Genomic DNA, 22,304 nt, shown 5'->3' with positions numbered 1-22,304 from the left:
AAGGGTAGGGCTGCTCATGATGTCTCCTGGGGAGGGCGGTGTGGGGTGAGGGTCAGAGACCGGCGGCGAGCCGGTAGTACGCCTGGTTCCAGCGGAGCTCTCTGAGGAAGCTCTTGGGCGTCGTGTCCGCGTTGATGTGCAACAGCTCGGTGCTCAGGATCTCGGCGAGGTCGTCGAACTCCTCGATGCCGACCGCGGTCGACAGCACCGTGTGGTGGGGTCCGCCGGCCATGATCCAGGCCTCGGCAGCGGTCGAGAGCGACGGGTGCGCCTGCCACACGGCACACGCGACCGGCAGCTGCGGCAACGGCTCGTCGGGCTCGACCAGCGTGATGTCGTTGGCCGTCAGTCGGAACCGGTCACCCATGTCCGACAGGCCCACGACGATGCCTTCGCCCTGGTCGGCGACGAACCGCATGCGTACGGGATCCTCGCGGCCGCCGATGCCCAGGGGGTGCACCTCGATCGTCGGCTTCTCGGTCGAGATCGTCGGGCACACCTCGAGCATGTGCGCGCCGAGCGACTTCTCGTTGCCCGGCTCCAGGTGGTACGTGTAGTCCTCCATGAACGAGGTCCCGCCGGGCCGTCCGGCAGCCATGGCCTTGGTCGTACGGACGAGGACCGAGGTCTTCCAGTCACCCTCGCCGCCGAACCCGTAGCCGTCGGCCATGAGGCGCTGGACCGCGAGGCCCGGCAGCTGGCGCAGCCCGCCGAGGTCCTCGAAGTTCGTCGTGAACGCGCCGAAGCCGCCCTCGTCGAGGAACTGCCGCATGCCCGCCTCGAGCCGGGCGCCGTAGCGCAGGCTGTCGTGGCGTGATCCGCCGGCGCGCAGCTCGGCCGCGACGTCGTAGAGGTCCTGGTACTCGCCGACGAGCTTGTCGATCTCGGTCTCGTCGACCGCGTCGACGACCGCGACGAGGTCGTTGACGCCGTAGGTGTTGACCGAGACGCCGAAGCGCAGCTGGGCCTCGACCTTGTCGCCCTCGGTGACCGCGACGTCGCGCATGTTGTCACCGAAGCGGGCGAGCTTGAGCGAACGCATCTCCGCGGCGCCCGCGGCAGCGCGAACCCAGACGCCGATGCGACGGCCGACGTCAGGATTGCTGACGTGGCCGACCACGGTCTTGCGGGCGACGCCGAGCCGGGTCTGGATGTAGCCGAACTCCCGGTCGCCGTGCGCGGCCTGGTTGAGGTTCATGAAGTCCATGTCGATCGTCGACCACGGGATCTCACGGTGCGCCTGCGTGTGCAGGTGCAGGAACGGCTTGCGCAGCGCGTCGAGGCCGTTGATCCACATCTTGGCCGGCGAGAACGTGTGCATCCAGCCGATCAGGCCGATGCAGGCGTCGTCCGCGTTGGCCTCGAGGATCGTCCGGCGGATCGCGTCGGACGAGGTCAGGACCGGCTTCCACACGATGCGGATCGTGAGGTCGGGGTGAGCGGCCAGCGTCTCGGCGACCTCGCGTGACTGGTCGGCAACCTGCTGAAGCGTCTCCTCGCCGTAGAGGCCCTGGCTTCCGGTGAGGAACCAGATCTCGCGTTCGGCGATGCTCATGGACGTCTCCTTCTGATGGTTCGCGGGGCTCACTGGCCGTACGCGTTCTGGTAGCGGTCGAAGAGGCTGGCGATCTTGTCCGGCGGGATGGGCACCGGTTCACCGAGCTGGCGGGCGATGTGGGTCGTGCGGGCGACGTCCTCGCACATCACGGCGGCCTTGACCGCCGAACGGGCGTCCTTGCCGACCGCGAAGACTCCGTGGTTCTGCATCAGGACCGCCGGGGAGTTGCTGTCGCGCAGTGTGTCGACGATGCCGCGGCCGATCGAGTCGTCACCGATCAGGGCGAACGGCCCGACCGGGATCTCGCCGCCGAACTCGTCGGCCATCATCGTGAGCACGCACGGGATCGGCTCCGCGCGGGCGGCCCACGCCGTGGCGTACGTCGAGTGGGTGTGCACGACGCCGCCGACCTCGGGCAGGTGCCGGTAGACGTAGGCCTGTGCGGCGGTGTCGGACGACGGCGAGAGGTCACCCTCGAGCACCGTCCCCTCGAGGTCGGTGACGACCATGTTGGCCGGCGTGAGGTCGTCGTAGCTGACCCCGCTGGGCTTGATGACCATCATGTCGGCGCCCGGCACGCGGGCCGAGACGTTGCCTGCTGTCCAGACCACGAGCTCGTAGCGGGTCAGCTCCGCGTGCAGGGCGGAGACCTCGTTGCGAAGTCTGAGGATCGTGGCCTGGACGTCCTGGGAGAGCGTCATGCGACACCCCCGGCGAGCGCCTCGCGGCGCAGTGCGTTGAGCCGGTGCATGACGTCGTTGCCGCCGCGACCGAAGTGGTCGTGCAGCGCGGTGTATTCGGCGAACAGCCGGTCGTAGACCTTGGAGCGTCCCTCATCGGGCAGTACGACTGCCCGATTGAGGGAGCCCATAGCCTTCGCGGCGGCGCGTATGTCCGCGTACGCGCCAGCCGCGACGGCAGCATGGAGGGCAGAGCCCAGAGCGGGGCCCTGCTCGGACCCGATCACCGAGAGCGGCAAGCGGGTCACGTCGGAGTAGATCTGCATGAGGAGCGGGTTCTTGGACAGTCCGCCGGCGATGATGAGCTCCTCGACGGGCACCCCGCTGGCGTTGAACGTCTCGATGATCGTGCGGGTGCCGAACGCGGTCGCCTCGATCAGCGCGCGGTAGACGTCCTCCGGACGGGTCGCCAGGGTCTGCCCGACGATCAGGCCGCTCAGCTCGTGGTCGACCAGCACCGAACGGTTGCCGCTGTGCCAGTCGAGCGCCACGAGCCCGTGGGCCCCGACGGGCTGGCGGGCGGCGAGGGCCGTGAGGTGCTCGTGGACGCTGATGCCTGCGGCGTCAGCCGCCTCGCGGACGTACGCCGGGACGCCGTGGTCGACGAACCAGCCGAAGATGTCGCCCACGCCACTCTGGCCGGCCTCGTAGCCCCAGGTGCCGGCGACGATGCCGCCGTCGACGACGCCGCACATGCCGGGCACCTCGCGCAGGACCGTGCCGCTCATGACGTGGCAGGTCGAGGTGCCCATGATCGCGACCATCTGGCCGGCGTCGACGGCCTGCGCGGCCGGCGCGGTGACGTGGGCGTCGACGTTGCCGACGGCGACGGCGATGCCCTCCGGGAGGCCGGTCCAGCCCGCAGCCTCGGCGGTCAGCGTGCCCGCGGGGCGGCCGAGCTGGCCGATCGGCTGCGCGAGTTTAGCGTTAACAAAATCGGCAAATGCAGGGTTGAGCCCGGCGAGGAAGTCATCCCCCGGGTAGGCGCCGTCCTGCAGGATGCCCTTGTAGCCGGCCGCGCACGCGTTGCGGACGTAGGTGCCGCAGAGCTGCCAGACGATCCAGTCGGCGGCCTCGACCCAGCGCTCCATGGCGGCGTAGACCTCGGGGTCCTCCTCGAGGACCTGCAGGCCCTTGGCGAACTCCCACTCCGAGGAGATCAGCCCGCCGTAGCGCGGCAGCCAGGACTCGCCCCGCTGCTCGGCGAGCGCGTTGATGCGGTCGGCCTGGCCCTGCGCCGCGTGGTGCTTCCAGAGCTTGACGTACGCGTGCGGCCGGTCGGCGAACTGCGACAGCTCGCTGAGCGGCGTGCCGTCGGCCAGCGTCGGCACCATCGTGCAGGCGGTGAAGTCCGTGGCGATGCCGATGACCTGGGCCGGGTCGACGCCCGAGGCGCGTACGGCTTCGGGCACCGCGATGCGCAGCACGTCGACGTAGTCCGAGGGCACCTGGAGGGCCCAGTCGGGCGGCAACGGCGAGTCCGGTGTCGTCGGCAGCGCGTCGCTGATCACGGCGTGTGAGTACTCGTGCACGGCACTCGCGAGCTCACGGCCGTCCTTGACCGAGACGACCAGGGCGCGCCCCGAGAGGGTGCCGTAGTCGACTCCGACGACGTACTGTTCGCTCACTTCTGGGCCTTTCCGAGGGTAGGTGCGGAGGTGCTCGAGCGGATGATCAGCTCGGGGTCGATGAGTCGCGGCAGGTCCTCGTTCTGGCCGAGGATCGCGGCGTGCAGGACGTCGATCGCGCGGCGGCCGACCTCCTGGAAGTTCTGGCGTACGGTCGTCAGCGGCGGGTTGAGGAACTCGGTCTCGGGGGTGTCGTCGAACCCGACGACACTGATGTCGTCCGGCACCGCGATGCCGGTCTCGTGCAGGGCGTGCATGAGGCCGATCGCCATCTGGTCGTTGGCGACGAAGACCGCCGAGGGGCGACCCTCCGACGCGAGCTGGCGGCCGGCGATGTAGCCGCTGCGAGGCGTCCAGTCGCCGAGGTAGAGCGGTCCGAGCTCGAGTCCCGCGGCGCGCAGGGCGTCTTCCCACCCCTGGCGCCGGGCCTCAGCCTCGGTCCACTCCAACGGTCCGCGTACGTGCGCGATCGTGGTGTGGCCGAGCTCGATCAGGTGCGTCGTCGCCTGGTAGGCGCCGCGGTGCTGGTCGACGCCGACAGCCGACTTGGCCTTGGACAGGTCGCCCTCGACGATGACGAGAGGCACGCCCGGGTCCTGGCGGCTGATCGCCTCCAGGGCCTCGTACTGCGCGGCGATCATGACGATGCCCTCGACGGACTGCCGCAGCAGGTGGTCGATCGCGTCGGTCAGCGACTGCGCCGTGACGGTCGGCAGGCTGACGGACCCGGCGAAGTAGCCGGCCTGGCGAGCAGCGTCCTCGACCGTGCGGTGGATGCTGTTGGGGCCGTAGAGGCCCGACTCGGTGCTGATGATGCCGATCGTCGAGGACTTGCGGGTCACGAGCGCCCGGGCCGCGGTGTTGGGCCGGTAGCCGAGCTCCTTGATCGCGGCCTCGACGCGCTCACGGGTCGAGTCCTTGATGTTGGGCATCCCGTTGATGACGCGCGAGACCGTCTGGTGGGACACACCCGCGACCTTGGCGACATCCGCCATGACCGGCGCGTGCTGGGAGTTTGCCGTCATACGGTTCTCCGCGTGAAGAGCCGCTGGATCAGGACGAACACCAGCAGCAGCACGCCGATCGTGATCTTGGTCCACCACGAGCTGAGGGTGCCGTCGAAGGAGATGAACGACTGGATGAGGCCCAGGACGAGCACTCCGACCGCCGAGCCCAGCACGAAGCCCGAGCCACCGGTCAACAGCGTGCCGCCGATGACGACGGCGGCGATCGCGTCCAGCTCCATGCCGACGGCGGTCAGGCTGTAGCCCGACAACGTGTAGATCGCGTAGAGCAGCCCGGCCAGCGCGGAGCAGAAGCCACTGATGACGTAGACACCGATCTTGGTGCGCGCGACCGCGAGCCCCATCAGCAGCGCCGACTGCTCGCTGCCGCCCACGGCGTAGACCGTGCGACCGAACCGCGTCATGTGCAGGACGATCGCAGCGATCACGAGCACGACCAGGGCGACGATGACCGATGGCGTGATGAAGTAGTCGCCTATCTCGATCGTGCCGCTGGCGAACGACGTGAAGGTCTCGTTCTTGATCGGGATCGAGTCGACGCTGATGACGTAGCAGAGGCCACGGGCGAGGAACATGCCCGCGAGCGTCACGATGAACGGTTGGATCTCGAAGTAGTGGATCACCAGCCCCATCAGCAGCCCGAGCACCGATCCGGTCAGCAGCACCGCGACGACCACGAGCGGAGCAGACCAACCCGACCGCAGCGCGGAGGCGGCGATCATGGCCGACAGCGCGACGACCGAGCCGACCGACAGGTCGATCCCGCCCGTCAGGATCACGAACGTCATGCCGACCGCGAGGACGATGAGGAACGAGTTGTCGACCAGCACGCTCAGGATCGTCTGGGGCGACGAGAAGCCTTCGTAGCGGATGCTGCCGGCACCGAACATCGCGAAGAACAGCACGACGGTCGCGATGACCGGCAGGAAGCGGGCCGGGAACGTGAAGCCACGCGATGGACGGGGAGCCGGGCTGTTTGCGGGGCTCTCGGGCGGAGCGATGACGGTGGTCATGCGGCCGATCCCTTCGTGAGGAGGGGCGTCGGTCGTCGTACGGCCAGCACCGCGCGCGCCTTGGGCGACTGCAGCAGGCAGACCACGATGACGACGACGGCCTTGAACAGGTAGTTGGTCTCGGCCGGGATGCCCATCGTCGGGATCGTCGTCGCGAGGGTCTGGATGAACATCGCGCCGATCAGCGTGCCGGTCAGCGAGAACCGACCGCCGGCCAGCGACGTGCCACCGATGACGACCGCGAGGATCGCGTCGAGCTCGATGAACAGGCCCGCCGCGTTGGCGTCGGCCGCGTTGGTGTTGGAGGCGATCATCAGGCCCGCAATGCCCGCGCAGAACGCCACGAACACGTAGACGATCCAGGTGATCGTGCGGGCCCGTACGCCGGCGAGGCGGCTGGCCTCGGGGTTGATGCCGACAGCCTCGATCAGCATGCCGAGCGCGGTGCGCCGCGTCAGCACTGCCGTGATGGCGAAGACGGCCAGGGCGATCAGGATCGCGATCGGCAGGCCGAGCACGAAGCCCGTGCTGACCTTGGAGAACAGCGAGTTGTTGACCGTCGTGATCTGGCCGTCGGTGATCAGCATCGCCAGGCCGCGGCCCGCGGTCATGAGCACCAGCGTCGCGATGATGGGTTGGATGCCCAGGACCGAGACCAGGAAGCCGTTCCAGACTCCCAGGAGGACGGCCACCGCGACCGCCATGGTCATCGCGACGATCGCGCGTCCGGCGGTCGACTCGTCGGGCGAGCCGGCCATGTAGGTGCACGCGACGGCGCCGGAGATCGCGGCGACCGCGCCGACCGAGAGGTCGATGCCGCGGGTCGCGATCACGAGCGTCATGCCGAGCGCGATCAGCAGCGTCGGGGCGCTGTTGCGCAGGATGTCGATGAGGCTGCCGTAGAGATGGCCGTCCTGCACGCGGATCGAGAAGAAGTCCGGCGTCTTCGTGAGGTTGAGCAGCAGCAGGAGCACGAGGCCCAGGACCGGCCAGAACAGGTTGCTCTTGGTGAAGCTACGCATCGTTGCGCACCTCCCCCGCGATGATCTCGAGGACATCCGAGACGGTCACGTCCTGGTTGGCCCGCTCGTCGATCTTGCGGCGGTCGCGCATCACGACGAGGCGGTCGCTGAGGCGCAGGACCTCCTCGAGCTCGGCGGAGATGAACACGACGGACATGCCGTCCTTGGCGAGGTTGGCGACGAGCTGCTGGATCTGCGCCTTCGCGCCGATGTCGATGCCGCGGGTCGGCTCGTCGAGGATCAGGAGCTCGGGCTCGGTGATGAGCCACCGGGCGAGCAGGACCTTCTGCTGGTTGCCGCCGCTCAGGTTGCGCATCAAGGCGTTCGGGTTGGCCGGGCGGATGTCGAGGGCCTCGATGTACTTCTTGACGAGGCGGTCCTTGGTCCTGGCGGGGATCGGTCGCAGCCAGCCGCGGGAGGCCTGCATCGCGAGCACCATGTTGTCGGCGATCGACAGGTCCTCGATGACGCCTTCGGACCGGCGGTTCTCGCTCGAGAACGCGATCTTGTGGTCGATCGCCTGGCGGGGCGTGCGCAGCTTGGTGACCTTGGAGCGCATGCGCATGTCGCCGTGATCAGGGGTGTCGGCGCCGAACAGCAGGCGGGCGAGCTCGGTGCGACCCGAGCCCAGGAGACCGGCGATGCCGATGACCTCGCCCTCGAAGACCTTGAGGTCGACGGCCTCGACGCTGCCCTTGCGGCCCAGGTCGATGACCTCGATGAGCGGCGCGCCCTGCGTCTTGACGGTGTGCTCGTCGGCCTCCTGCTCGATCTTCTCGAGCGTCTCGAGCTCGCGGCCGATCATGGCCTGCACGAGCTGCAGCTGCGTCGTCTCGGCGGTGACGTACTCGCCGACGAACTGGCCGTTGCGCAGGACCGTCATGCGGTCGGAGATCTCGAAGACCTGCTCGAGGAAGTGCGAGACGAACACGATCGCGACGCCCTCGGCACGCAGCGTGCGCATGACCTCGAACAGCTTGGCGACCTCGTCGGCATCCAGGCTGGAGGTGGGCTCGTCGAGGATCAGGAGCTCTGCGTCGATGTCGACGGCGCGCGCGATCGCGACGAGCTGCTGGATCGCGATGGGATGCCTGCCGAGCTGCGACTTCGGGTCGATGTCGAGGCCGAGGCGGGCCAAGGTCTCGCCGGCGCGACGGTTCATGGCGCGGGTGTCGATGCGGCCGAGCGAGCGCGGCTCGCGGCCGAGGAGCATGTTCTCGGCGACGGTCAGGTTGGTGCAGAGGTTGACCTCTTGGTAGACCGTGCTGATGCCGGCGGCCTGCGACTCGGCCGGGCTGTGGAACGTACGCGGCTCGCCGCCCACGATGATCGTGCCCTCGTCGATCGAGTAGACGCCCGTGAGCGCCTTGATCAGCGTGGACTTGCCGGCGCCGTTCTCACCCATGAGGGCGTGGACCTCGCCGGCCCGCAGCGTGAGGCCGACCGACTGGAGGGCCTTGACGCCGGGGAAGCTCACCGAGACGCCGCTCATCTCCACGACCGGCTGCGTGCGCGTGGCCTGCGCGGCTTCGGCTGTCATCTGGATCATCTCTTCATTCCTGGAAGGTTGGGGGTGGGGCCCTGCGCCCTGCGGCGCAGGGCCCCGATTCCTGCTGTGCTCAGTACTGACGGTTCGGCAGAGCGGCCTTGGCCTGCTCCTGGTCGAACTCGCCTTCCTTCGTCTCGACGCGCGCCGGGACGTCCTCGCCTGCGACGACCTGCTTGGCCAGGTCCATCAGCTGCGGGCCGAGGAGCGGGTTGCACTCGACGATGTAGTTGATCTTGCCCTCGGACAGCGCGGTCATGCCGTCCTTGACAGCGTCGATCGTGACGATCTTGATGTCGACGCCCGGCTTCTTGCCGGCCGCCTCGATGGCCTCGATCGCGCCGAGTCCCTCGTCATCGTTGTGGGCGAAGACGACGTCGATGTCCTTCTGGGACTTGAGGAACGCCTCCATGACCTTCTTGCCACCGTCGCGGGTGAAGTCACCCGTCTGCGACGCGACGACCTTGATCTTCGGGTCTGCCGAGATCTTGTCCTCGAAGCCCTTCTTGCGGTCGATCGCGGGAGCGGCACCGGTCGTGCCCTGGATCTCGACGACGTTGATCTTGCCGTCCTTGTTGACGTCGTTGGCGTCGGCGTTGTCGACGACCCACTGGCCGGCCTTGTTGCCTTCCAGCACGAAGTCGGAGCCGAGGAACGTCTTGTAGAGCGACTTGTCGCTCGAGTCGACGGCGCGGTCGGTCAGGATCACGGGGATCTTGGCGCGCTTGGCCTCCTGCAGCACGGTGTCCCAGCCGGTCTCGACGACGGGGCTGAACGCGATGACGTCCACCTTCTGCTGGATGTAGGAGCGGATCGCCTTGATCTGGTTTTCCTGCTTCTGCTGCGCATCGGAGAACTTGAGCTTGATGCCGGCGTCCTTGGCCGAGGCCTGGATCGACTTGGTGTTGGCGGTACGCCAGCCACTCTCGGCGCCGACCTGGGCGAAGCCCATGGTGATGTCGCCGGAGCCTCCCGAGCCACCCGACCCTCCATCGCTGCTGCCGCCACAAGCTGCAAGTCCGCTGGCGAGCACTACGCCCGCGCTCACGGTGATGAGTTTCTTGAACACTGTTTCCTCCATCTGGGATGGGACACCCCAAGTCACTCGACTTCGGGAGAGCCAGGACACTCGCGGGCGGACATCCGCTTACGTCCTTGGGGCTTGGCCTCGGGATGAGGTTCGGCCCCGTTGTTAGCGTTCACTCGACCACGGTGTGATGTGGACCACGTGAACCCTGCGTTGAATTGTTAACGCTAACAACTCCGCCGTCAAGTTAATCTCTCAAGAAATTTTCATGTCGATCTGTGACCCGCACGCAGAATGTGAGCGTGAACAATTTGTTGCCTCAACTAGCATAATTCCCCGGAATCACAGCCATTCCGGTGAATTGTGACTGTCACAACGCGTGGACGAGCCGCCCACGGGCGTACGTACGGGTCACTTGCGCCGCTCCGATCGCGGCCGGATCGGTGGTGAGAACGTCCGTGTCGAGAACCACGACATCCGCCACGTTGCCGACCTCGAGCACGCCGGCTGCGTCACGCCGGCTCACGAACGCACTTCCGCGGGTGTAGGCATCGATCGCTTCGGCCACCGTGAGTCGCTGGCCCGACAGGAGCGGCTCGGTGTCCTCCCCGAACGCCACGCGGTTGACCGCGACGTGGATGCCCAGCAACGGATCCGGCGACGAGACCGGCCAGTCGCTGCCGAACGCGAGCCGGGCGCCGGCGTCGAGCAACGACCTGAAGACGTACTGCTGTTCCCTCGCCGGGGCGCTCAGGAACGGCAGGGTCAGGTCGGCCATCTGGTCGTCGAGGCAGGCCCACAGCGGCTGGGCGTTGGCCGTGACGTCGAGCTCGGCGAAGCGCGGCACGTCCTCGGGACGGACGATCTGGATGTGCGCGAGGTGGTGGCGATTGCCTCGTCGGCCGTTGACCTCGATGGCGTGCTCGATCGCATCGAGGCTGTCGCGCACGGCGCGGTCACCGAGTGCATGGATGTGGACCTGGAAGTCCTCGGCGTCGAGCAGCTGGACGTAGCGCGCCAGGTCGGCCGCCTCGATGAACGACAGTCCGTGGTTGTCGGTGGGCTGGCCGTGCCGGTCGAGATAGGGCTCGACGACCGCGGCCGTGAACGTCTCGCAGACGCCGTCCTGCATGATCTTGACGCTGCTCGCGTCGACACCGGCGGCGGCTGCCCGGGCCCGACGCTCGACGAGGTCGGCGATCTGCTCCTCGCCGCGGGTCCGGTCCCACCACAGCGCGCCGACGACTCCGGCGATCAGCGAGCCGTCACGCTGCGCCGCGAGGTAGGTGTCGAGCGAGTCGGGCATCCCCAGCCCCTCGCCGACGAGCGCGTCCTGCCAGGCCGTGATGCCCATCGAGTGGAGGTGGGCCTGCGCCGTCTGCAACGCCCGGGCGATCTCGCCGGGTGACGGTCGCGGGACCAGTCGGCTCACCAGCGCCATCGCTCCCTCGTGGAGGGCACCGGTCGCCTCGCCCCGCCCGTCCCGCTCGATGCGGCCGTCCTCGGGATCGGGCGTGTCCGCGGTGATGCCGGCCAGCTCCAGAGCGACGGTGTTGACCCAGGCGCTGTGGTGATCGCGGTTGGGCAGGAACACCGGGCGGTCAGCGACTATCCGGTCGAGCACGGCAGCCGTCGGGACGCCGCCCGGGAAGGCGTCCATCGACCAGCCGCCACCGACGATCCACGGAGCCTCTGGATGCGCGAGCGCGTACGCCGCGATGGTGTCGACGTAGTCGCTGACCTCGTGGCCGTCGGCCAGGTTGCAGGCGTTCATCTCGAGGCCGGCCTGGATCGGGTGGACGTGGGCGTCCTGGAACCCGGGCAGCACCCAGCCGCCCTCGAGGTCGACGACCTCGGCCGCCGGCACCAGCCCGGTCAGGTCGGCGTTGGTCCCGACGCCCACGATGATCCCGTCGCGGATCGCGATCGAGTCGGCGTCCGGCCGCCACACGCCGTCGCCGTAGACGTGGGCGTTGGTGAGGAGCAGCTCCGCCATCAGGTGATGAGGTGCGAGTGGTAGTCCGGGATCTCGAGATCGCTGCGCAGGATGCAGAACTCGTTGCCCTCGGGATCGGCGAGCACGACCCAGCCGAGGCCCTGCGGCGTACGCAGGTCGGCGACCACGGTCGCCCCGAGCGCGATGACGCGCTCGACCTCCTCCGTCTGCGTGAGGTCGGTGGGACGAAGGTCGAGGTGGATGCGGTTCTTGACCTGCTTCTCGTCCGGCACCTCGATGAACAGCAGCCGCGTCCGGCCGTCACGGGAGAAGATCATGCACTCCTCGTGGCCCGGTTCGTTGGGGTCGCGCGGATCCTGCTGCATGCCGAGCACCTGGGCCCACCACACCGACTGGGCATGCGCGTCGTGACAGTCGACCGTCGTGTGCGAGATGCGGCTCGTCATGTGTTCCATCTGACCACAGGTCGGGTGGGACGGCGATCCCTCGTCAGGCCACGCTCGCGGCCAGGGCGGCGATGTCGTCCGGCCCGATGCGGCAGCACCCTCCGACGTACGTCACACCGGCGTCGAGCCAGCCCGGCACGAGGCTCAGGTCATATGACGAGTCGCCGTGCCACGTGTGGGTGGCGCTGTCCCAGACCTGGCCGCTGTTGGGGTAGGCGACACCGGGCTTGCCCGTGACGTCGTGCGCGGTGCGGACCGCGGCGAGCACGTCGGCGGGCGCGCAGCAGTTGACTCCGGTCGCGATCACCGCGTCGGTGCCGGCCACCACGGCGAACGCGTCCGACAGCGGCTGGCCGGCGCGGGTCTGCTCGCCGTCGATCGTGTACGACAGCCACGCCGGTATGCCGATCTCGTCGAGCAGCCCGGCGAGCACCGTCGCCTCGTCGATGTCGGGGATCGTCTCGACCGCGAACAGGTCCGGCTCCTCGGATGCGAGCAGCTCGAGCCGCGGGCGGTGGAAGTCGTACAGCTGCGTCGCGGTGAGGCCGTAGCGCCCGGTGTACTCCGAGCCGTCGGCGAGCACCGCGCCGTAGGGTCCGACCGATGCGGCGACCAGGCGTCCCGGGCCCTCGTCGCGTACGTCGCGGGCGATCGCGACGCTGAGCCGGATGAGCGCCTCGGCCTCGGCGGTGGTCATCCCGGCCTGCTCGAACCCCGAGACGCTTGCCTGGTAGCTCGCCGTCGTCGCGACCTCGGCGCCCGCCTCGAAGTACGCCCGATGGACCGCGGCGATCTCCTGGGGCTGGTCGCGCAGCAGCTCGGCGGTCCAGAGCTCCGACGACAGGTCGTGGCCGCGGGCCTCGAGCGCGTTGGACAGGCCACCGTCGATGATCATGCGTCCAGTCTCGCTCAGCCCGGGGGGTCCGCGCTGACCAGGCCGGACTGGTAGGCCACGACCACGAGCTGGGCCCGGTCGCGGGCGTCGAGCTTGATCATCGCCCGGTTGACGTGGGTCTTGGCGGTCAGCGGGCTGACGAACAGCTGCTCGGCGATCTCGTCGTTGGACAGTCCCTGGGCCACGAGGCTCACGACCTCGCGCTCGCGACGCGTCAGGACCTCGAGCTCGGCCGGGGTCGCAACGGGGCGGCCGGCAGGCTGGGCGAGGAAGTTCGTGATCAGGCTCCGGGTCGCTCGCGCCGACAGCAGGGAGTCCCCGACGGCGACCGTACGGATGGCGCCGAGCAGCTCCTCCGTCTCCACACCCTTGCCGACGAACCCGCTCGCGCCGGCCCGCAACGCCTCGAGCAGGTAGTCGTCGGTCTCGAACGTCGTCACGACGAGCACCTTGACGCCGGCGAGGTCGTCGTCGGCGCAGATCGCCCGCGTCGCCTCGAGGCCGTCCATCACGGGCATGCGTACGTCCATCACGACGACGTCCGCCCTCGTGCTGCGCGCGAGCTCGACGGCTTCCTTGCCGTTGGCCGCCTCACCCACGACCTCGAGCTCGGGGTCGGACTCGATGAGGACGCGGAACCCGCTGCGGATCAAGGCCTGGTCGTCGGCCAGCAGCACGCGGATCGTCATACGGCCGGCTCGAACGGGAGTCGGGCGGCGACGCGCCAGGCATCACCGTCGTTGTGCGTCCTGACCGTGCCGCCAACGGCCTTGGCCCGCTCGTGCATGCCGACCAGTCCGTGGCCCGCGCCGGCGAGCGAGCCGACACCGGGGCACGGGTTGGCGATGTCGATGCGAAGTGCGCCGGGCTCGAAGGTGAAGTCCAGCGTGGCGGTGCCCGTGCCGTGCTTGTGGGCGTTGGTGAGCCCCTCCTGGACGAGGCGGTAGGCGACGAGCTCGACGGCCGGCGGTATGGCATCGGGCACACCGTTGGCCTTCACGTCGACCGTCAGGCCCGACGCCGAGAACGAGTCGATCAGCGAGGTGAGTCCACTGAGGCCGGGCGCCGGGGCCGTCGGCGTGATGGGCTCATCGGGCTGCCGGAGCACGTCAAGCAGCCCGCCCAGCTCGTCGAGCACCGACCCGCTGGCCCGGCGGATGTGCGCGATGGCCTCGTGTGCCTCGGCGGGCTTGGTGTCGAGCAGGTGGTCGGCGACGCCGGCCTGCACGTGGACCACGGCGATGTGGTGGGCGACGACGTCATGGAGCTCCCGGGCGATGCGCAACCGCTCGGCGACGACACGTCGGTGAGCCTCCTCCTCGCGCGTCTCCTCGGCACGGATCGCCCGCTGCTCCACCTCGGCGAACCACTCCTGGCGCGACCGCACGGCGGCACCCATGGCCGCGGCGAACCCGCTCCAGGCGAACGCCGAGACGTTCTCGAACCTGATGACGGACCCGATCCCGATCGCCGAGCCGGCACCCAGGATCAGGCCGCTGCTCAGCCACGCCATGAGGATGGTCCGGCGATCGGCGGCGTAGTAGGCGACGGTGCAGATCGAGAGGAATGCCGCCGTGAGGACCAGCGACTTGCCCTCCTGCATCGAGATCACCACCGCCGCGCCCACGACCACGATGAGGAAGACCGGGATCGGGCGGCGACGACGAAAGACCAACGCCAGGAACACCACGGCCTCGACCGCGTACACGGTCCACGGCCCGGTGGACGGAGTCACGTGGTCGTTGGGGACGAACACCGCGAGCACGAACAGCACGAGAGCCAGCACGGCGTCAGCCACGAGGGGATGACACCGTGCCTTCTCGACCAGCTCTTCCTTCAGCTTCACGAGCTCAGCCTGTCATGCCCTCACAGGCTGGTCGACGTCATCGAGCTCGGCGATCTCGGCCACCGGCGCCTCCTCCATCGGCTCGACCGACAGGTGCGGCAGCCGCCGGTCGATCCACGAGGGGAGCCACCAGTTGGCGGCGCCGAACCAGTGCATCATCGCGGGCACGAGCAGCATGCGCAGGATGAACGCGTCCACCGCGACGGCCGCCGCCAGGCCTATCCCGAACTCGGCGATGACCCGTTCGCCCTCGAACACGAAGGCGACGAACACGCAGATCATGATGAGTGCGGCGGCGGTGATGACCCGCCCGGTCTCGGCCTGACCCACCACCACAGCCCGGCGGTTGTCCTTGGTGTGGGTCCATTCCTCGTGCATACGGCTGACCAGGAAGACCTGGTAGTCCATCGACAGCCCGAACAGGATCGCCAGCATGATGACCGGCAGGAAGGACTCGACGGGTCCTTCCTTGCCGATGCTCAGCAGGTCACCCGCCCAGCCCCACTGGAACACCGCGACGAGGACTCCGAACGCAGCTGCTGCCGCGAACAGGTTCATCAGCGCCGCGGTCAGCGGCACGACGATGCTGCGGAAGGCGAGCATCAGGAGGACGCAGCCCAGCGCGACGATCACCCCGAGGAACAGCGGCAGCTTGCCTGTGAGCACGTCGGCGAAGTCGCCGAAGATCGCGGTGTTGCCACCGACGTACGTCTGGAGCGTGCTGCCCTTCTCGGCCGCCGGTATGACGTCGTCGCGCAGGTGGTCGATCAGCTTGGTCGTCGCCTCGTCCTGCGGCGCGCTCTTCGGCACGACCTGGACGATGCCGACCGTGGCGTCGGGCTTCATCGGCAGCGCCGTGGCAGCTGCGACACCGGGCGTTGCCGCGACGTCGGACACCAGAGCCGTCAGTGCCTGTTGGTCTCCGGGTGACTTGAGCTCGGCGACGAGCTGCAACGGCCCGTTGAAGCCCGGCCCGAAGCCGTCGGCCAGCAGGTCGTACGCCTTGCGGGTCGTCGTGTCCGCGGGATTGTTGCCGGCGTCCGCGGAGCCGAGGCGCAGCGAGAAGAACGGGATCGCGAGCAGCGCGATCAGGCCCAGGGCGACCGCCGCCGTGAGGGTCCTGCGGCGGGCGACGAATCGCGCCCAGCGAGCCCAGATGCCCACGGTCTCGAGCTGCGGGCCCTCGGTCTCGAGCATCTTGCGCTGCCGCCTCGACAGCAGACGCTTGCCGAACAGCCCGAGGAACGCCGGCGTCAGGGTCAGTGCCGCCGCGACGGTCCACAGCACCGTCACGGCCGCACCGATGCCCATGCCGGAGAGGAAGTTGACGTTGAGCACCAGCAGGCCGAGGAGCGCGATCACGACCGTGCCGCCGGCGAACAGGACCGAGCGTCCCGAGGTGTTGAGCGCCTTGATCGCGGCTTCCTCGGGCTCCAGGCCCGACTTCAGCCCGGTGCGGTAGCGCGTCACGATGAACAGGGCGTAGTCGATGCCCACGCCGAGCCCGATCAGGGCGGCCAAGGTCGGCGTCACGTCGTTCAGGCTGATGGCGTGCGACAGCAGGGAGATCGACATCAGGCCACCGCCGACGCCGGCGATCGCGACGACCAGCGGCAGGACCATGCCGAGCAGCGAGCCGAACGCGATGAACAGGATCACGGCGGCGGCAGCGATGCCGATCAGCTCGGTGTTGCCGGGACCCGCCTGGGTCGCGGTGTCGATCGCCTGCCCGCTCAGCTCGACCTGCAGGCCGTCGCCACGGGCGTCCTGGGCCGTGTCGATGACGGCCTCGATGTCCTTGAGGGTGAGCTCGTCGGCCTGCTTGTCGAACTGCACCGTGGCGTACGCCGTGCGACCGTCCTCACTGACCTGTGTCGCACCGGCCTCGTCGTACGGACTGGTGACGCCCACGACGGAGTGGAGCGTGCCGACCTCCTTGAGCATCGCGTCGACGCGCTTCTCGACCGCTGGATCGGTCATCCTGCCCTCGTCGACGTGCAACACGATCTGGTCGGCGTCGCCGGCGGACTCCGGCAACGACTTCTGCAACAGGTCGAGCGCCTTGGTCGACTCGGTGCCGGGCAGGTCGAACGCGTTGGAGTAGCTGGTGCCGGCGGCCATCGAGGCGCCACTGATCGCGATCAGCAACGCGACCCAGAAGCCGATGACGGTCAGGCGATGGTTGAAGCACCATCGGGCGAATGCGGCCATGCGAGGAACCCTCCGAGACGGGCCGCGAAAGGAGTCCCGCGGCAGTGTCCCCACACTCTCGAACCGGGCGGGGTCGGCGCGTCCTCCGTGCGCCGACAGTCTCGACTACTGCGTGGGCAGTACACGAGAGCGGTACTACGCCCGCGGCAGCAGACAGGCCTTCACGGACCGGCGACTTCGGCATAGCGTGGCGACATGCATGTCATCCACACCACGGGAACGACCCGACCGGACGGGCGCATCCTGGACAACATCGAAGGCGCAGCCTACGGGGCCGGCGTCTCCCTGATCTTCGAGGACAGCGACGTCGACGGCGACGGGCCTGACCTGCACCAGCACCCGTACGCCGAGACGTTCGTGATCCGCGGTGGCAAGGCACTGTTCACGGTCGCCGGCGAGCAGCTCATCGGCGTCGCCGGCCAGGTCCTCGTCGTGCCGAAGCTGACGCCGCACAAGTTCGAGGTCGTCGGGCCGGAGCGCTACATCGCGACCCACATCCACGCGAGCGAGACCTTCATCACCGAGTGGCTCGAGGGCCCCAAGGCTCAAGGGGCGGCGCAGACTCCCCCGACGTAGCCTCGAGGGGACATGACGACCCATCTCGTCTACCTCCTCGGTGGCGCCGCCCTCCTGCTCGCGGTCGTCCTCCCGTACGCGTTGCGGACCGCCGCGCTCTCACCGCCCGTCGTGCTGCTCGGGCTCGGTGCGCTGATCGGCCTGCTGCCCGGCACCGGCGAATCGGCGTTCTCCCCCATGGCGCACCGGGGGTTCGTCGAGCACCTCGCGGAGTTCACGGTGCTCATCGCGCTGATGGGCGTCGGCCTCGCCCTCGACCGCCCGTTGAGCCTGCGGTCGCTCGGTTCGTGGCGGCAGTGGAGCGCCGCGTGGCGGATGCTCGCGATCGCGATGCCGCTGTCGATCGCCGGTGTCGCACTGCTGGGCTGGTGGGTCATGGGCCTCGCCCCGTCCGCCGCGCTGCTCCTGGGCGCCGTTCTCGCACCGACGGATCCCGTGCTGGCCTCGGACGTCCAGGTCGAGGGGCCGACCACGACCGAGGACGACGAGGACGAGATCGACGAGGACGACGAGGTGCGCTTCGCGCTGACGTCGGAGGCCGGGCTCAACGACGGGCTCGCGTTCCCGTTCGTCCAGGCCGCGATCCTGCTCGCCGCCACCGGGCCGTTCGCCGAGTGGGGTGTGCGGTGGTTCGCCTGGGACCTGGTCGGCAAGGTCGTCGTCGGCGCTGCGCTCGGCATCGCCGTCGGCTGGGTCCTGGCCAAGGTCGCGTTCCGCTCGAGGCAGCCCTCACTGCGTACGGCTGACGCCGGCGAACCCCTGCTCGCGATCGCTGCGGTCCTCCTGGCGTACGGGCTGGCGGAGGTCGCAGGCGGCTACGGCTTCCTGGCCGTGTTCGCCTGCGCCATGACGTTGCGGTCGGCCGAGCGGGGTCACGACTATCACGCGCTGATGCACGAGGTCATCGAGCGGCTCGAGCGGCTCCTGACCCTGATCGTGCTGCTGCTCCTCGGGGTCGCCCTGACCAACGGCCTGCTGGCCGACCTGACCTGGCCGGCCGTCCTCGTCGCGGTGCTGCTGCTCCTGGTCGTACGCCCGGTGTCCGGACTGATCGCGCTGTTCGCGAGGCGGGGCACCAACCTCAAGGTCGGGAGCAACACGCTCGGGCCCCGCGAGCGCGCCGCGACCGCGTTCTTCGGGGTGCGCGGCGTCGGCTCGATCTACTACCTCGCGTACGCCTCAGGGCACGCCGACTTCAAGGACCTGCCGCTGCTGTGGTCGACCGTCGGGTTCGCGATCACGCTCTCGGTGCTCCTGCACGGTGTCACCGCGACGCCCGCGATGCGCTGGCTGGACGCCGCGCGCGGGCGCTAAGGCGAGGCAGCCAGGAACAGGTAGGACCCGAGGATCGCGATGTGGATGCCGCCCTGCAGCAGGGTGGCCCGTCCCGGGACGATCGTGAGCACACTCGTGACCATCGTCAGGGAGAGCAGCACGAGCTCGGTCGAGCCCAGCCCCAGCACCAACGGGCCGTCGAGCCAGATCTGCGCGATCGCGATGACCGGGATCGTCAGGCCGATGCTGGCCATCGCCGATCCGTACGCCAGGTTGAGGCTGATCTGCACGCGCTTGCGCCGGGCGGCGCGGACGGCGGCGATCGTCTCGGGCAGCAGGATCAGCAGCGCGATGATCACGCCCACGACACCCTGCGGCATGCCGGCCGCGTCGACGGCGTCCTCGAGGGACGGCGAGACGTTCTTGGCGTTGCCGACGACGGCAGCCAGCGCGACCAGCAGGAAGCCGACGCTGATCCATGCGGCTCGTGCCGAGGGCGGCGTGGCGTGCTCGTCCTCCGGCACGAGCGAGCCGTCGCTCCGGGTCGGCAGGAAGTAGTCGCGGTGCCGAACGGTCTGCATCGCGACGAACAAGGCGTACAGGCCGAGCGACGCCACGGCCGCGAAGCCGAGCTGGCCGGGCGTGAACACCGGTCCCGTGCGGCCGGTCGTGAACGTCGGGAGCACGAGGCACAGGGTCGCGACCGTGCCGACCGTGGCAAGTGCCCCGCCGGTGCCCTCGGCGTTGAAGTGGGCGACCTGGCCCTTGCGGGTGGCCGCCAGCAGCGAGACCCCGACGATGCCGTTGCAGGTGATCATGATCGCGGCGAAGACCGTGTCGCGGGCCAGGCTCTCGCTGCCCTTGGCCCCGGTGGTCACCAGGGTGACGATCAGCGCGACCTCGATGACCGTGACCGCGACCGCCAGGACGAGTGACCCGTACGGCTCCCCGACGCGGTGGGCGATGATCTCCGCGTGGTGGACCGCGGCGAGGACGGCACCGCCCAGGAAGGCCGAGACCACGGCAACAGCGATCCACGGGAGGTCGCGGTGCCAGGCGAGCGCGAACACGACCAACGCGGTCACCGGGATGATCGCGGTCCAACGGCTGGTCAGGACGGCGAGCCGGGAGGTCATGCCACCACCTTTTCAGGTTTGTGGTTGCCGCGCCTCAGCCGGCCTCGGAGCCGGTACGGTGCTGGGATGTCAGTGAAGAGTCCGTGGCTCATCGCGTTCGGCGTGGTCTCCGTCGTGCACCTCGTGCTCAACGCCGCCGATGCGACCCCGTGGGACAGCATCAGCAAGTGCCTCATCGCCCCGCTCCTCGCCGCCTGGGTCGTCGAACAGCGCGGCCCCAGGCTGCTCGTCGCGGCACTGGTCTTCTGCTTCCTCGGCGACCTGTTCCTCGAGCTCGGCGACGACCTGTTCGTCGTCGGCATGGCAGCGTTCGCCGGAGCGCACTGCTGCTTCATCCGGTTCTTCATCCTCCGCGGCGCCCTCCAGCAGCTCCGCGCGAAGCCGTGGATCCTCGTGGTCTACGTCGCCGCCGCGATCGGCCTCGTGGCCTGGGCGTGGAGCGGGCTCGAGCCGGGCCTGCGGCCCATCGTCCCCGTGTATGCCGCGCTGCTCCTCGGCACCGCGTCGACCTCGCTGGCCACCGACCTGCGGGCCGGCATCGGCGGGGCGCTGTTCCTCGTGTCCGACGGCATCATCGCGCTCGGCGAGGCCGACCGGATCGACAAGGATGCGACCGGCACGGGGCTGGCGATCATGGGCCTCTACATCTTCGCGATCCTGCTGCTGACGACCGGGATCCTCGACCGCGAGAAGCGCACGATCGCGGCGGGAGCGGGCTTCGACCCGACGATCCGCACCGACTGCTGGCCGCGGCTGCCCAACACGATGTAATGCCTCGCGGCGACGTGGACATAAACGGTCATGACTGCCGATGACGACGAGCGCCGCCGCGCCTTCGAGACGCTCTACCGGGTCACCCTCCCGTCGATCCGCTCGTACGCCCGGCGGCGCGCACCCGACGATCTCGCCGAGGACGTCGTCGCGCAGACGTACCTGACGGCTTGGCGACGCTGCGACGAAGCGGTGGCCGGCGGGCTGCCCTGGCTCTACCGAACGGCACGCTTCACCCTCGCCAACCACCAACGCACCGAGCGCCGACAGCTGAGGGTCGCCCAACGTGTCACCGACACGACCGAGCTCGCCGAGTCCGACGGCACCGCCGCGGCCGACGAACGGTCGCTCATGCTCGACGCGATCCAGCGGCTCAACGACGACGAGCGCGAGATCCTGCTGCTCGTCTACTGGGAACACCTGAGCGTCAAGGCCGTCGCGGTCGTCCTCGACTGCCGGCCCGGCACCGCCGCCGTACGCCTGCACCGCGCCCGCCGCAAGCTGCGCGACGCGCTCTCGGACCCGCCGGATCCGCAGCGCTCGCCCGCCCATCCCACGACCCACACCTCAGAGGTGCCCTCATGAACACCATCACCCGTACGCTCGCCGAGCTCGATCCGCAGGCCGGCTCCTCCAGCGAGATCACTGCCCAGGACGAGGACCTGCTCCGCGCCATCATGGCCCTACCGCTGCCCGAGCCCGTCCGCAAGGAGCGCACCCACGTACGTCGCACGCTGATCGTCGCGGGTGCCGTCGCCGCCACCGTCGCCCTCGGTCTGACCCGGGTCGACCTCGGTGGTCACGAGATCGGCGCCTCACCGGCCGCCGCCGTGCTGGAGCACGCCGCCGACGTCACGATCAAGACCTCGGACCCCGTCGTGCGACCCGGCCAGTTCCTCCGCATCACGACGGTGCGGGAGGGCTGGACGTTCATGCGCTACCTCTACCCCGAGGGCAAGGTGCCCGCGAAGGACCCGGTCCCGGTCGGCGACGACGGCCGCCCGCAGTTCTACAAGGTGCGTTCCATCGACCGCACCTTCATCCCGTACGACCACGATCGCGGCACCTGGGTCTTCACCCAGGACTCCACGATCGTGAGGCACATGAGCACCGACCACACGCCGTACGACGACGGACCCGGCCACGAGGCCTGGACGTCCAAGGGCGGGGCATCGACGAACAACCAGGAGTACTCGAAGTACCTCGACGCTGACTGGTACGCGACGCTCCCCCGCGACCCTGACGCCCTGCTCAAGGAGCTGCTGAAGGATGCGCACCACTACGCGCCGGTCGAGAACTATGCGGCGCTCGAGGAGGCGGCGGCGCCGGTGCTGACCAGCGGCGTCGCACCCGCCGACATCCGGGCAGCGCTGTTCCGTGCTCTGGCGAAGGAGCCGAAGGTGCGGATCGCCGACGACGCGCCGGTCATCGACGGCCGGCGGACGTTCGCCCTCCACCTCGGCTACACGGAGCTGCTGTTCGACCGGGCCACAGGTCAGTACGTCGGGCGGCAGTCGATCCCGGACCCCAGCGACGACGAGCCGCGGGTCCCGGGGCTCGGGGCCAACGACCCGGTGTCGGTCACGACGTTCCACGTCGACGTCGTGGACGCGGCGCCGGGGCAGGACTGAC

At 69.2% G+C, this 22,304-nt stretch carries 20 protein-coding genes; 5 read left to right on the top strand and 15 right to left on the bottom strand.

Annotated elements, in window-relative coordinates; genetic code table 11:
* Positions 1–52 precede the first annotated feature (52 nt).
* The 14 genes from araA to BOSE46_RS07535 all read right to left on the bottom strand — a co-directional run bounded on the left by araA (position 53) and on the right by BOSE46_RS07535 (position 16,914).
* Complete coding sequence (gene araA, locus BOSE46_RS07600) at positions 53–1,555, bottom strand: L-arabinose isomerase (RefSeq protein ID WP_159539668.1); 1,503 nt, start codon at positions 1,553–1,555, stop codon at positions 53–55.
* A 29-nt stretch (positions 1,556–1,584) separates the two neighbouring features.
* Positions 1,585–2,259, bottom strand: a complete 675-nt coding sequence (locus BOSE46_RS07595; RefSeq protein WP_159539667.1) for an L-ribulose-5-phosphate 4-epimerase — start codon at positions 2,257–2,259, stop codon at positions 1,585–1,587.
* On the bottom strand, positions 2,256–3,926 hold the full coding sequence (araB, locus tag BOSE46_RS07590; RefSeq protein WP_159539666.1) for a ribulokinase: 1,671 nt from the start codon (positions 3,924–3,926) through the stop codon (positions 2,256–2,258). Before araB ends, BOSE46_RS07595 begins: the two co-directional genes overlap by 4 nt.
* Positions 3,923–4,951 carry a LacI family DNA-binding transcriptional regulator gene (locus BOSE46_RS07585; RefSeq protein WP_236551655.1) on the bottom strand — a complete coding sequence of 343 codons (1,029 nt, stop codon included), beginning with the start codon at positions 4,949–4,951 and terminating at the stop codon, positions 3,923–3,925. Before BOSE46_RS07585 ends, araB begins: the two co-directional genes overlap by 4 nt.
* Positions 4,948–5,964: a galactofuranose ABC transporter, permease protein YjfF gene (gene yjfF, locus BOSE46_RS07580; protein WP_159539665.1), complete on the bottom strand. Its 1,017-nt coding sequence runs from the start codon at positions 5,962–5,964 to the stop codon at positions 4,948–4,950. The genes BOSE46_RS07585 and yjfF overlap by 4 nt, the downstream gene beginning before the upstream one ends.
* Positions 5,961–6,986, bottom strand: a complete 1,026-nt coding sequence (locus BOSE46_RS07575) for an ABC transporter permease (RefSeq protein WP_201299571.1) — start codon at positions 6,984–6,986, stop codon at positions 5,961–5,963. Before BOSE46_RS07575 ends, yjfF begins: the two co-directional genes overlap by 4 nt.
* Positions 6,979–8,535, bottom strand: coding sequence for a sugar ABC transporter ATP-binding protein (locus tag BOSE46_RS07570; RefSeq protein WP_236551654.1), 1,557 nt, complete (start codon positions 8,533–8,535; stop codon positions 6,979–6,981). Before BOSE46_RS07570 ends, BOSE46_RS07575 begins: the two co-directional genes overlap by 8 nt.
* Before the next feature lie 70 nt (positions 8,536–8,605).
* A complete protein-coding gene (locus tag BOSE46_RS07565) occupies positions 8,606–9,580 on the bottom strand; it encodes an ABC transporter substrate-binding protein (protein ID WP_236551653.1) in 975 nt (324 codons plus the stop codon).
* Positions 9,581–9,929: 349 nt separating this feature from the next.
* The gene (locus BOSE46_RS07560) at positions 9,930–11,555 is read right to left on the bottom strand and encodes an amidohydrolase (RefSeq protein ID WP_159539662.1); all 1,626 of its coding nucleotides are present in this window, start codon (positions 11,553–11,555) and stop codon (positions 9,930–9,932) included.
* Positions 11,555–11,962, bottom strand: coding sequence for a VOC family protein (locus BOSE46_RS07555; protein ID WP_159539661.1), 408 nt, complete (start codon positions 11,960–11,962; stop codon positions 11,555–11,557). The genes BOSE46_RS07560 and BOSE46_RS07555 overlap by 1 nt, the downstream gene beginning before the upstream one ends.
* 43 nt (positions 11,963–12,005) lie before the next feature.
* Positions 12,006–12,875 (bottom strand): homocysteine S-methyltransferase, encoded by an 870-nt coding sequence (mmuM, locus tag BOSE46_RS07550; protein ID WP_256366736.1) that lies wholly within the window; start codon positions 12,873–12,875, stop codon positions 12,006–12,008.
* A complete protein-coding gene (locus BOSE46_RS07545) occupies positions 12,872–13,546 on the bottom strand; it encodes a response regulator transcription factor (RefSeq protein ID WP_159539659.1) in 675 nt (224 codons plus the stop codon). Before BOSE46_RS07545 ends, mmuM begins: the two co-directional genes overlap by 4 nt.
* Complete coding sequence (locus tag BOSE46_RS07540; RefSeq protein WP_159539658.1) at positions 13,543–14,703, bottom strand: sensor histidine kinase; 1,161 nt, start codon at positions 14,701–14,703, stop codon at positions 13,543–13,545. The genes BOSE46_RS07545 and BOSE46_RS07540 overlap by 4 nt, the downstream gene beginning before the upstream one ends.
* Before the next feature lie 12 nt (positions 14,704–14,715).
* Positions 14,716–16,914, bottom strand: coding sequence for an MMPL family transporter (locus tag BOSE46_RS07535; RefSeq protein WP_159539657.1), 2,199 nt, complete (start codon positions 16,912–16,914; stop codon positions 14,716–14,718).
* Positions 16,915–17,109: 195 nt separating this feature from the next.
* Between BOSE46_RS07535 and BOSE46_RS07530 the strand changes: the two genes are divergently transcribed.
* Both BOSE46_RS07530 and BOSE46_RS07525 read left to right on the top strand, forming a co-directional pair.
* Positions 17,110–17,490, top strand: coding sequence for a cupin domain-containing protein (locus tag BOSE46_RS07530; RefSeq protein WP_159539656.1), 381 nt, complete (start codon positions 17,110–17,112; stop codon positions 17,488–17,490).
* A 12-nt stretch (positions 17,491–17,502) separates the two neighbouring features.
* The gene (locus BOSE46_RS07525; RefSeq protein WP_159539655.1) at positions 17,503–18,804 is read left to right on the top strand and encodes a sodium:proton antiporter; all 1,302 of its coding nucleotides are present in this window, start codon (positions 17,503–17,505) and stop codon (positions 18,802–18,804) included.
* Here BOSE46_RS07525 and BOSE46_RS07520 read toward each other — a convergent pair.
* Positions 18,801–19,901: a calcium:proton antiporter gene (locus BOSE46_RS07520; protein WP_159539654.1), complete on the bottom strand. Its 1,101-nt coding sequence runs from the start codon at positions 19,899–19,901 to the stop codon at positions 18,801–18,803. The genes BOSE46_RS07525 and BOSE46_RS07520 overlap by 4 nt on opposite strands.
* Positions 19,902–19,967: 66 nt before the next feature.
* On the opposite strand from BOSE46_RS07520, the gene BOSE46_RS07515 reads away from it, so the two are divergent.
* Genes BOSE46_RS07515 through BOSE46_RS07505 form a run of 3 tightly spaced genes read left to right on the top strand, consistent with a single transcriptional unit; the run spans position 19,968 to position 22,303 of the window.
* Entirely contained in the window at positions 19,968–20,672 is a 705-nt protein-coding gene (locus BOSE46_RS07515; RefSeq protein WP_159539653.1) for a lysoplasmalogenase, read from the top strand.
* Between the two features lie 30 nt (positions 20,673–20,702).
* Positions 20,703–21,257: an RNA polymerase sigma factor gene (locus BOSE46_RS07510; protein ID WP_159539652.1), complete on the top strand. Its 555-nt coding sequence runs from the start codon at positions 20,703–20,705 to the stop codon at positions 21,255–21,257.
* Positions 21,254–22,303: a hypothetical protein gene (locus BOSE46_RS07505; protein ID WP_159539651.1), complete on the top strand. Its 1,050-nt coding sequence runs from the start codon at positions 21,254–21,256 to the stop codon at positions 22,301–22,303. The genes BOSE46_RS07510 and BOSE46_RS07505 overlap by 4 nt, the downstream gene beginning before the upstream one ends.
* The last annotated feature ends 1 nt before the right edge of the window (position 22,304 follow it).

Origin of the sequence: Aeromicrobium sp. 9AM, from assembly GCF_902506105.1 — a bacterium.
GTDB lineage: Bacteria > Actinomycetota > Actinomycetes > Propionibacteriales > Nocardioidaceae > Aeromicrobium.
Note: the sequence above shows the minus strand (reverse complement) of the source record. Positions and strands in the feature narration are given on the sequence as shown.

Excerpts from the sequence above, each read along its gene's own strand:
- araA (WP_159539668.1), bottom strand. The coding sequence starts at position 1,555 with ATGAGCATCGCCGAACGCGAGATCTGGTTCCTCACCGGAAGCCAGGGC.
- BOSE46_RS07595 (WP_159539667.1), bottom strand. The coding sequence starts at position 2,259 with ATGACGCTCTCCCAGGACGTCCAGGCCACGATCCTCAGACTTCGCAAC.
- BOSE46_RS07585 (WP_236551655.1), bottom strand. The coding sequence starts at position 4,951 with ATGACGGCAAACTCCCAGCACGCGCCGGTCATGGCGGATGTCGCCAAG.
- yjfF (WP_159539665.1), bottom strand. The coding sequence starts at position 5,964 with ATGACCACCGTCATCGCTCCGCCCGAGAGCCCCGCAAACAGCCCGGCT.
- BOSE46_RS07575 (WP_201299571.1), bottom strand. The coding sequence starts at position 6,986 with ATGCGTAGCTTCACCAAGAGCAACCTGTTCTGGCCGGTCCTGGGCCTC.
- BOSE46_RS07570 (WP_236551654.1), bottom strand. The coding sequence starts at position 8,535 with ATGATCCAGATGACAGCCGAAGCCGCGCAGGCCACGCGCACGCAGCCG.
- BOSE46_RS07560 (WP_159539662.1), bottom strand. The coding sequence starts at position 11,555 with ATGGCGGAGCTGCTCCTCACCAACGCCCACGTCTACGGCGACGGCGTG.
- BOSE46_RS07555 (WP_159539661.1), bottom strand. The coding sequence starts at position 11,962 with ATGACGAGCCGCATCTCGCACACGACGGTCGACTGTCACGACGCGCAT.
- BOSE46_RS07545 (WP_159539659.1), bottom strand. The coding sequence starts at position 13,546 with ATGACGATCCGCGTGCTGCTGGCCGACGACCAGGCCTTGATCCGCAGC.
- BOSE46_RS07535 (WP_159539657.1), bottom strand. The coding sequence starts at position 16,914 with ATGGCCGCATTCGCCCGATGGTGCTTCAACCATCGCCTGACCGTCATC.
- BOSE46_RS07530 (WP_159539656.1), top strand. The coding sequence starts at position 17,110 with ATGCATGTCATCCACACCACGGGAACGACCCGACCGGACGGGCGCATC.
- BOSE46_RS07525 (WP_159539655.1), top strand. The coding sequence starts at position 17,503 with ATGACGACCCATCTCGTCTACCTCCTCGGTGGCGCCGCCCTCCTGCTC.
- BOSE46_RS07520 (WP_159539654.1), bottom strand. The coding sequence starts at position 19,901 with ATGACCTCCCGGCTCGCCGTCCTGACCAGCCGTTGGACCGCGATCATC.
- BOSE46_RS07515 (WP_159539653.1), top strand. The coding sequence starts at position 19,968 with ATGTCAGTGAAGAGTCCGTGGCTCATCGCGTTCGGCGTGGTCTCCGTC.
- BOSE46_RS07510 (WP_159539652.1), top strand. The coding sequence starts at position 20,703 with ATGACTGCCGATGACGACGAGCGCCGCCGCGCCTTCGAGACGCTCTAC.
- BOSE46_RS07505 (WP_159539651.1), top strand. The coding sequence starts at position 21,254 with ATGAACACCATCACCCGTACGCTCGCCGAGCTCGATCCGCAGGCCGGC.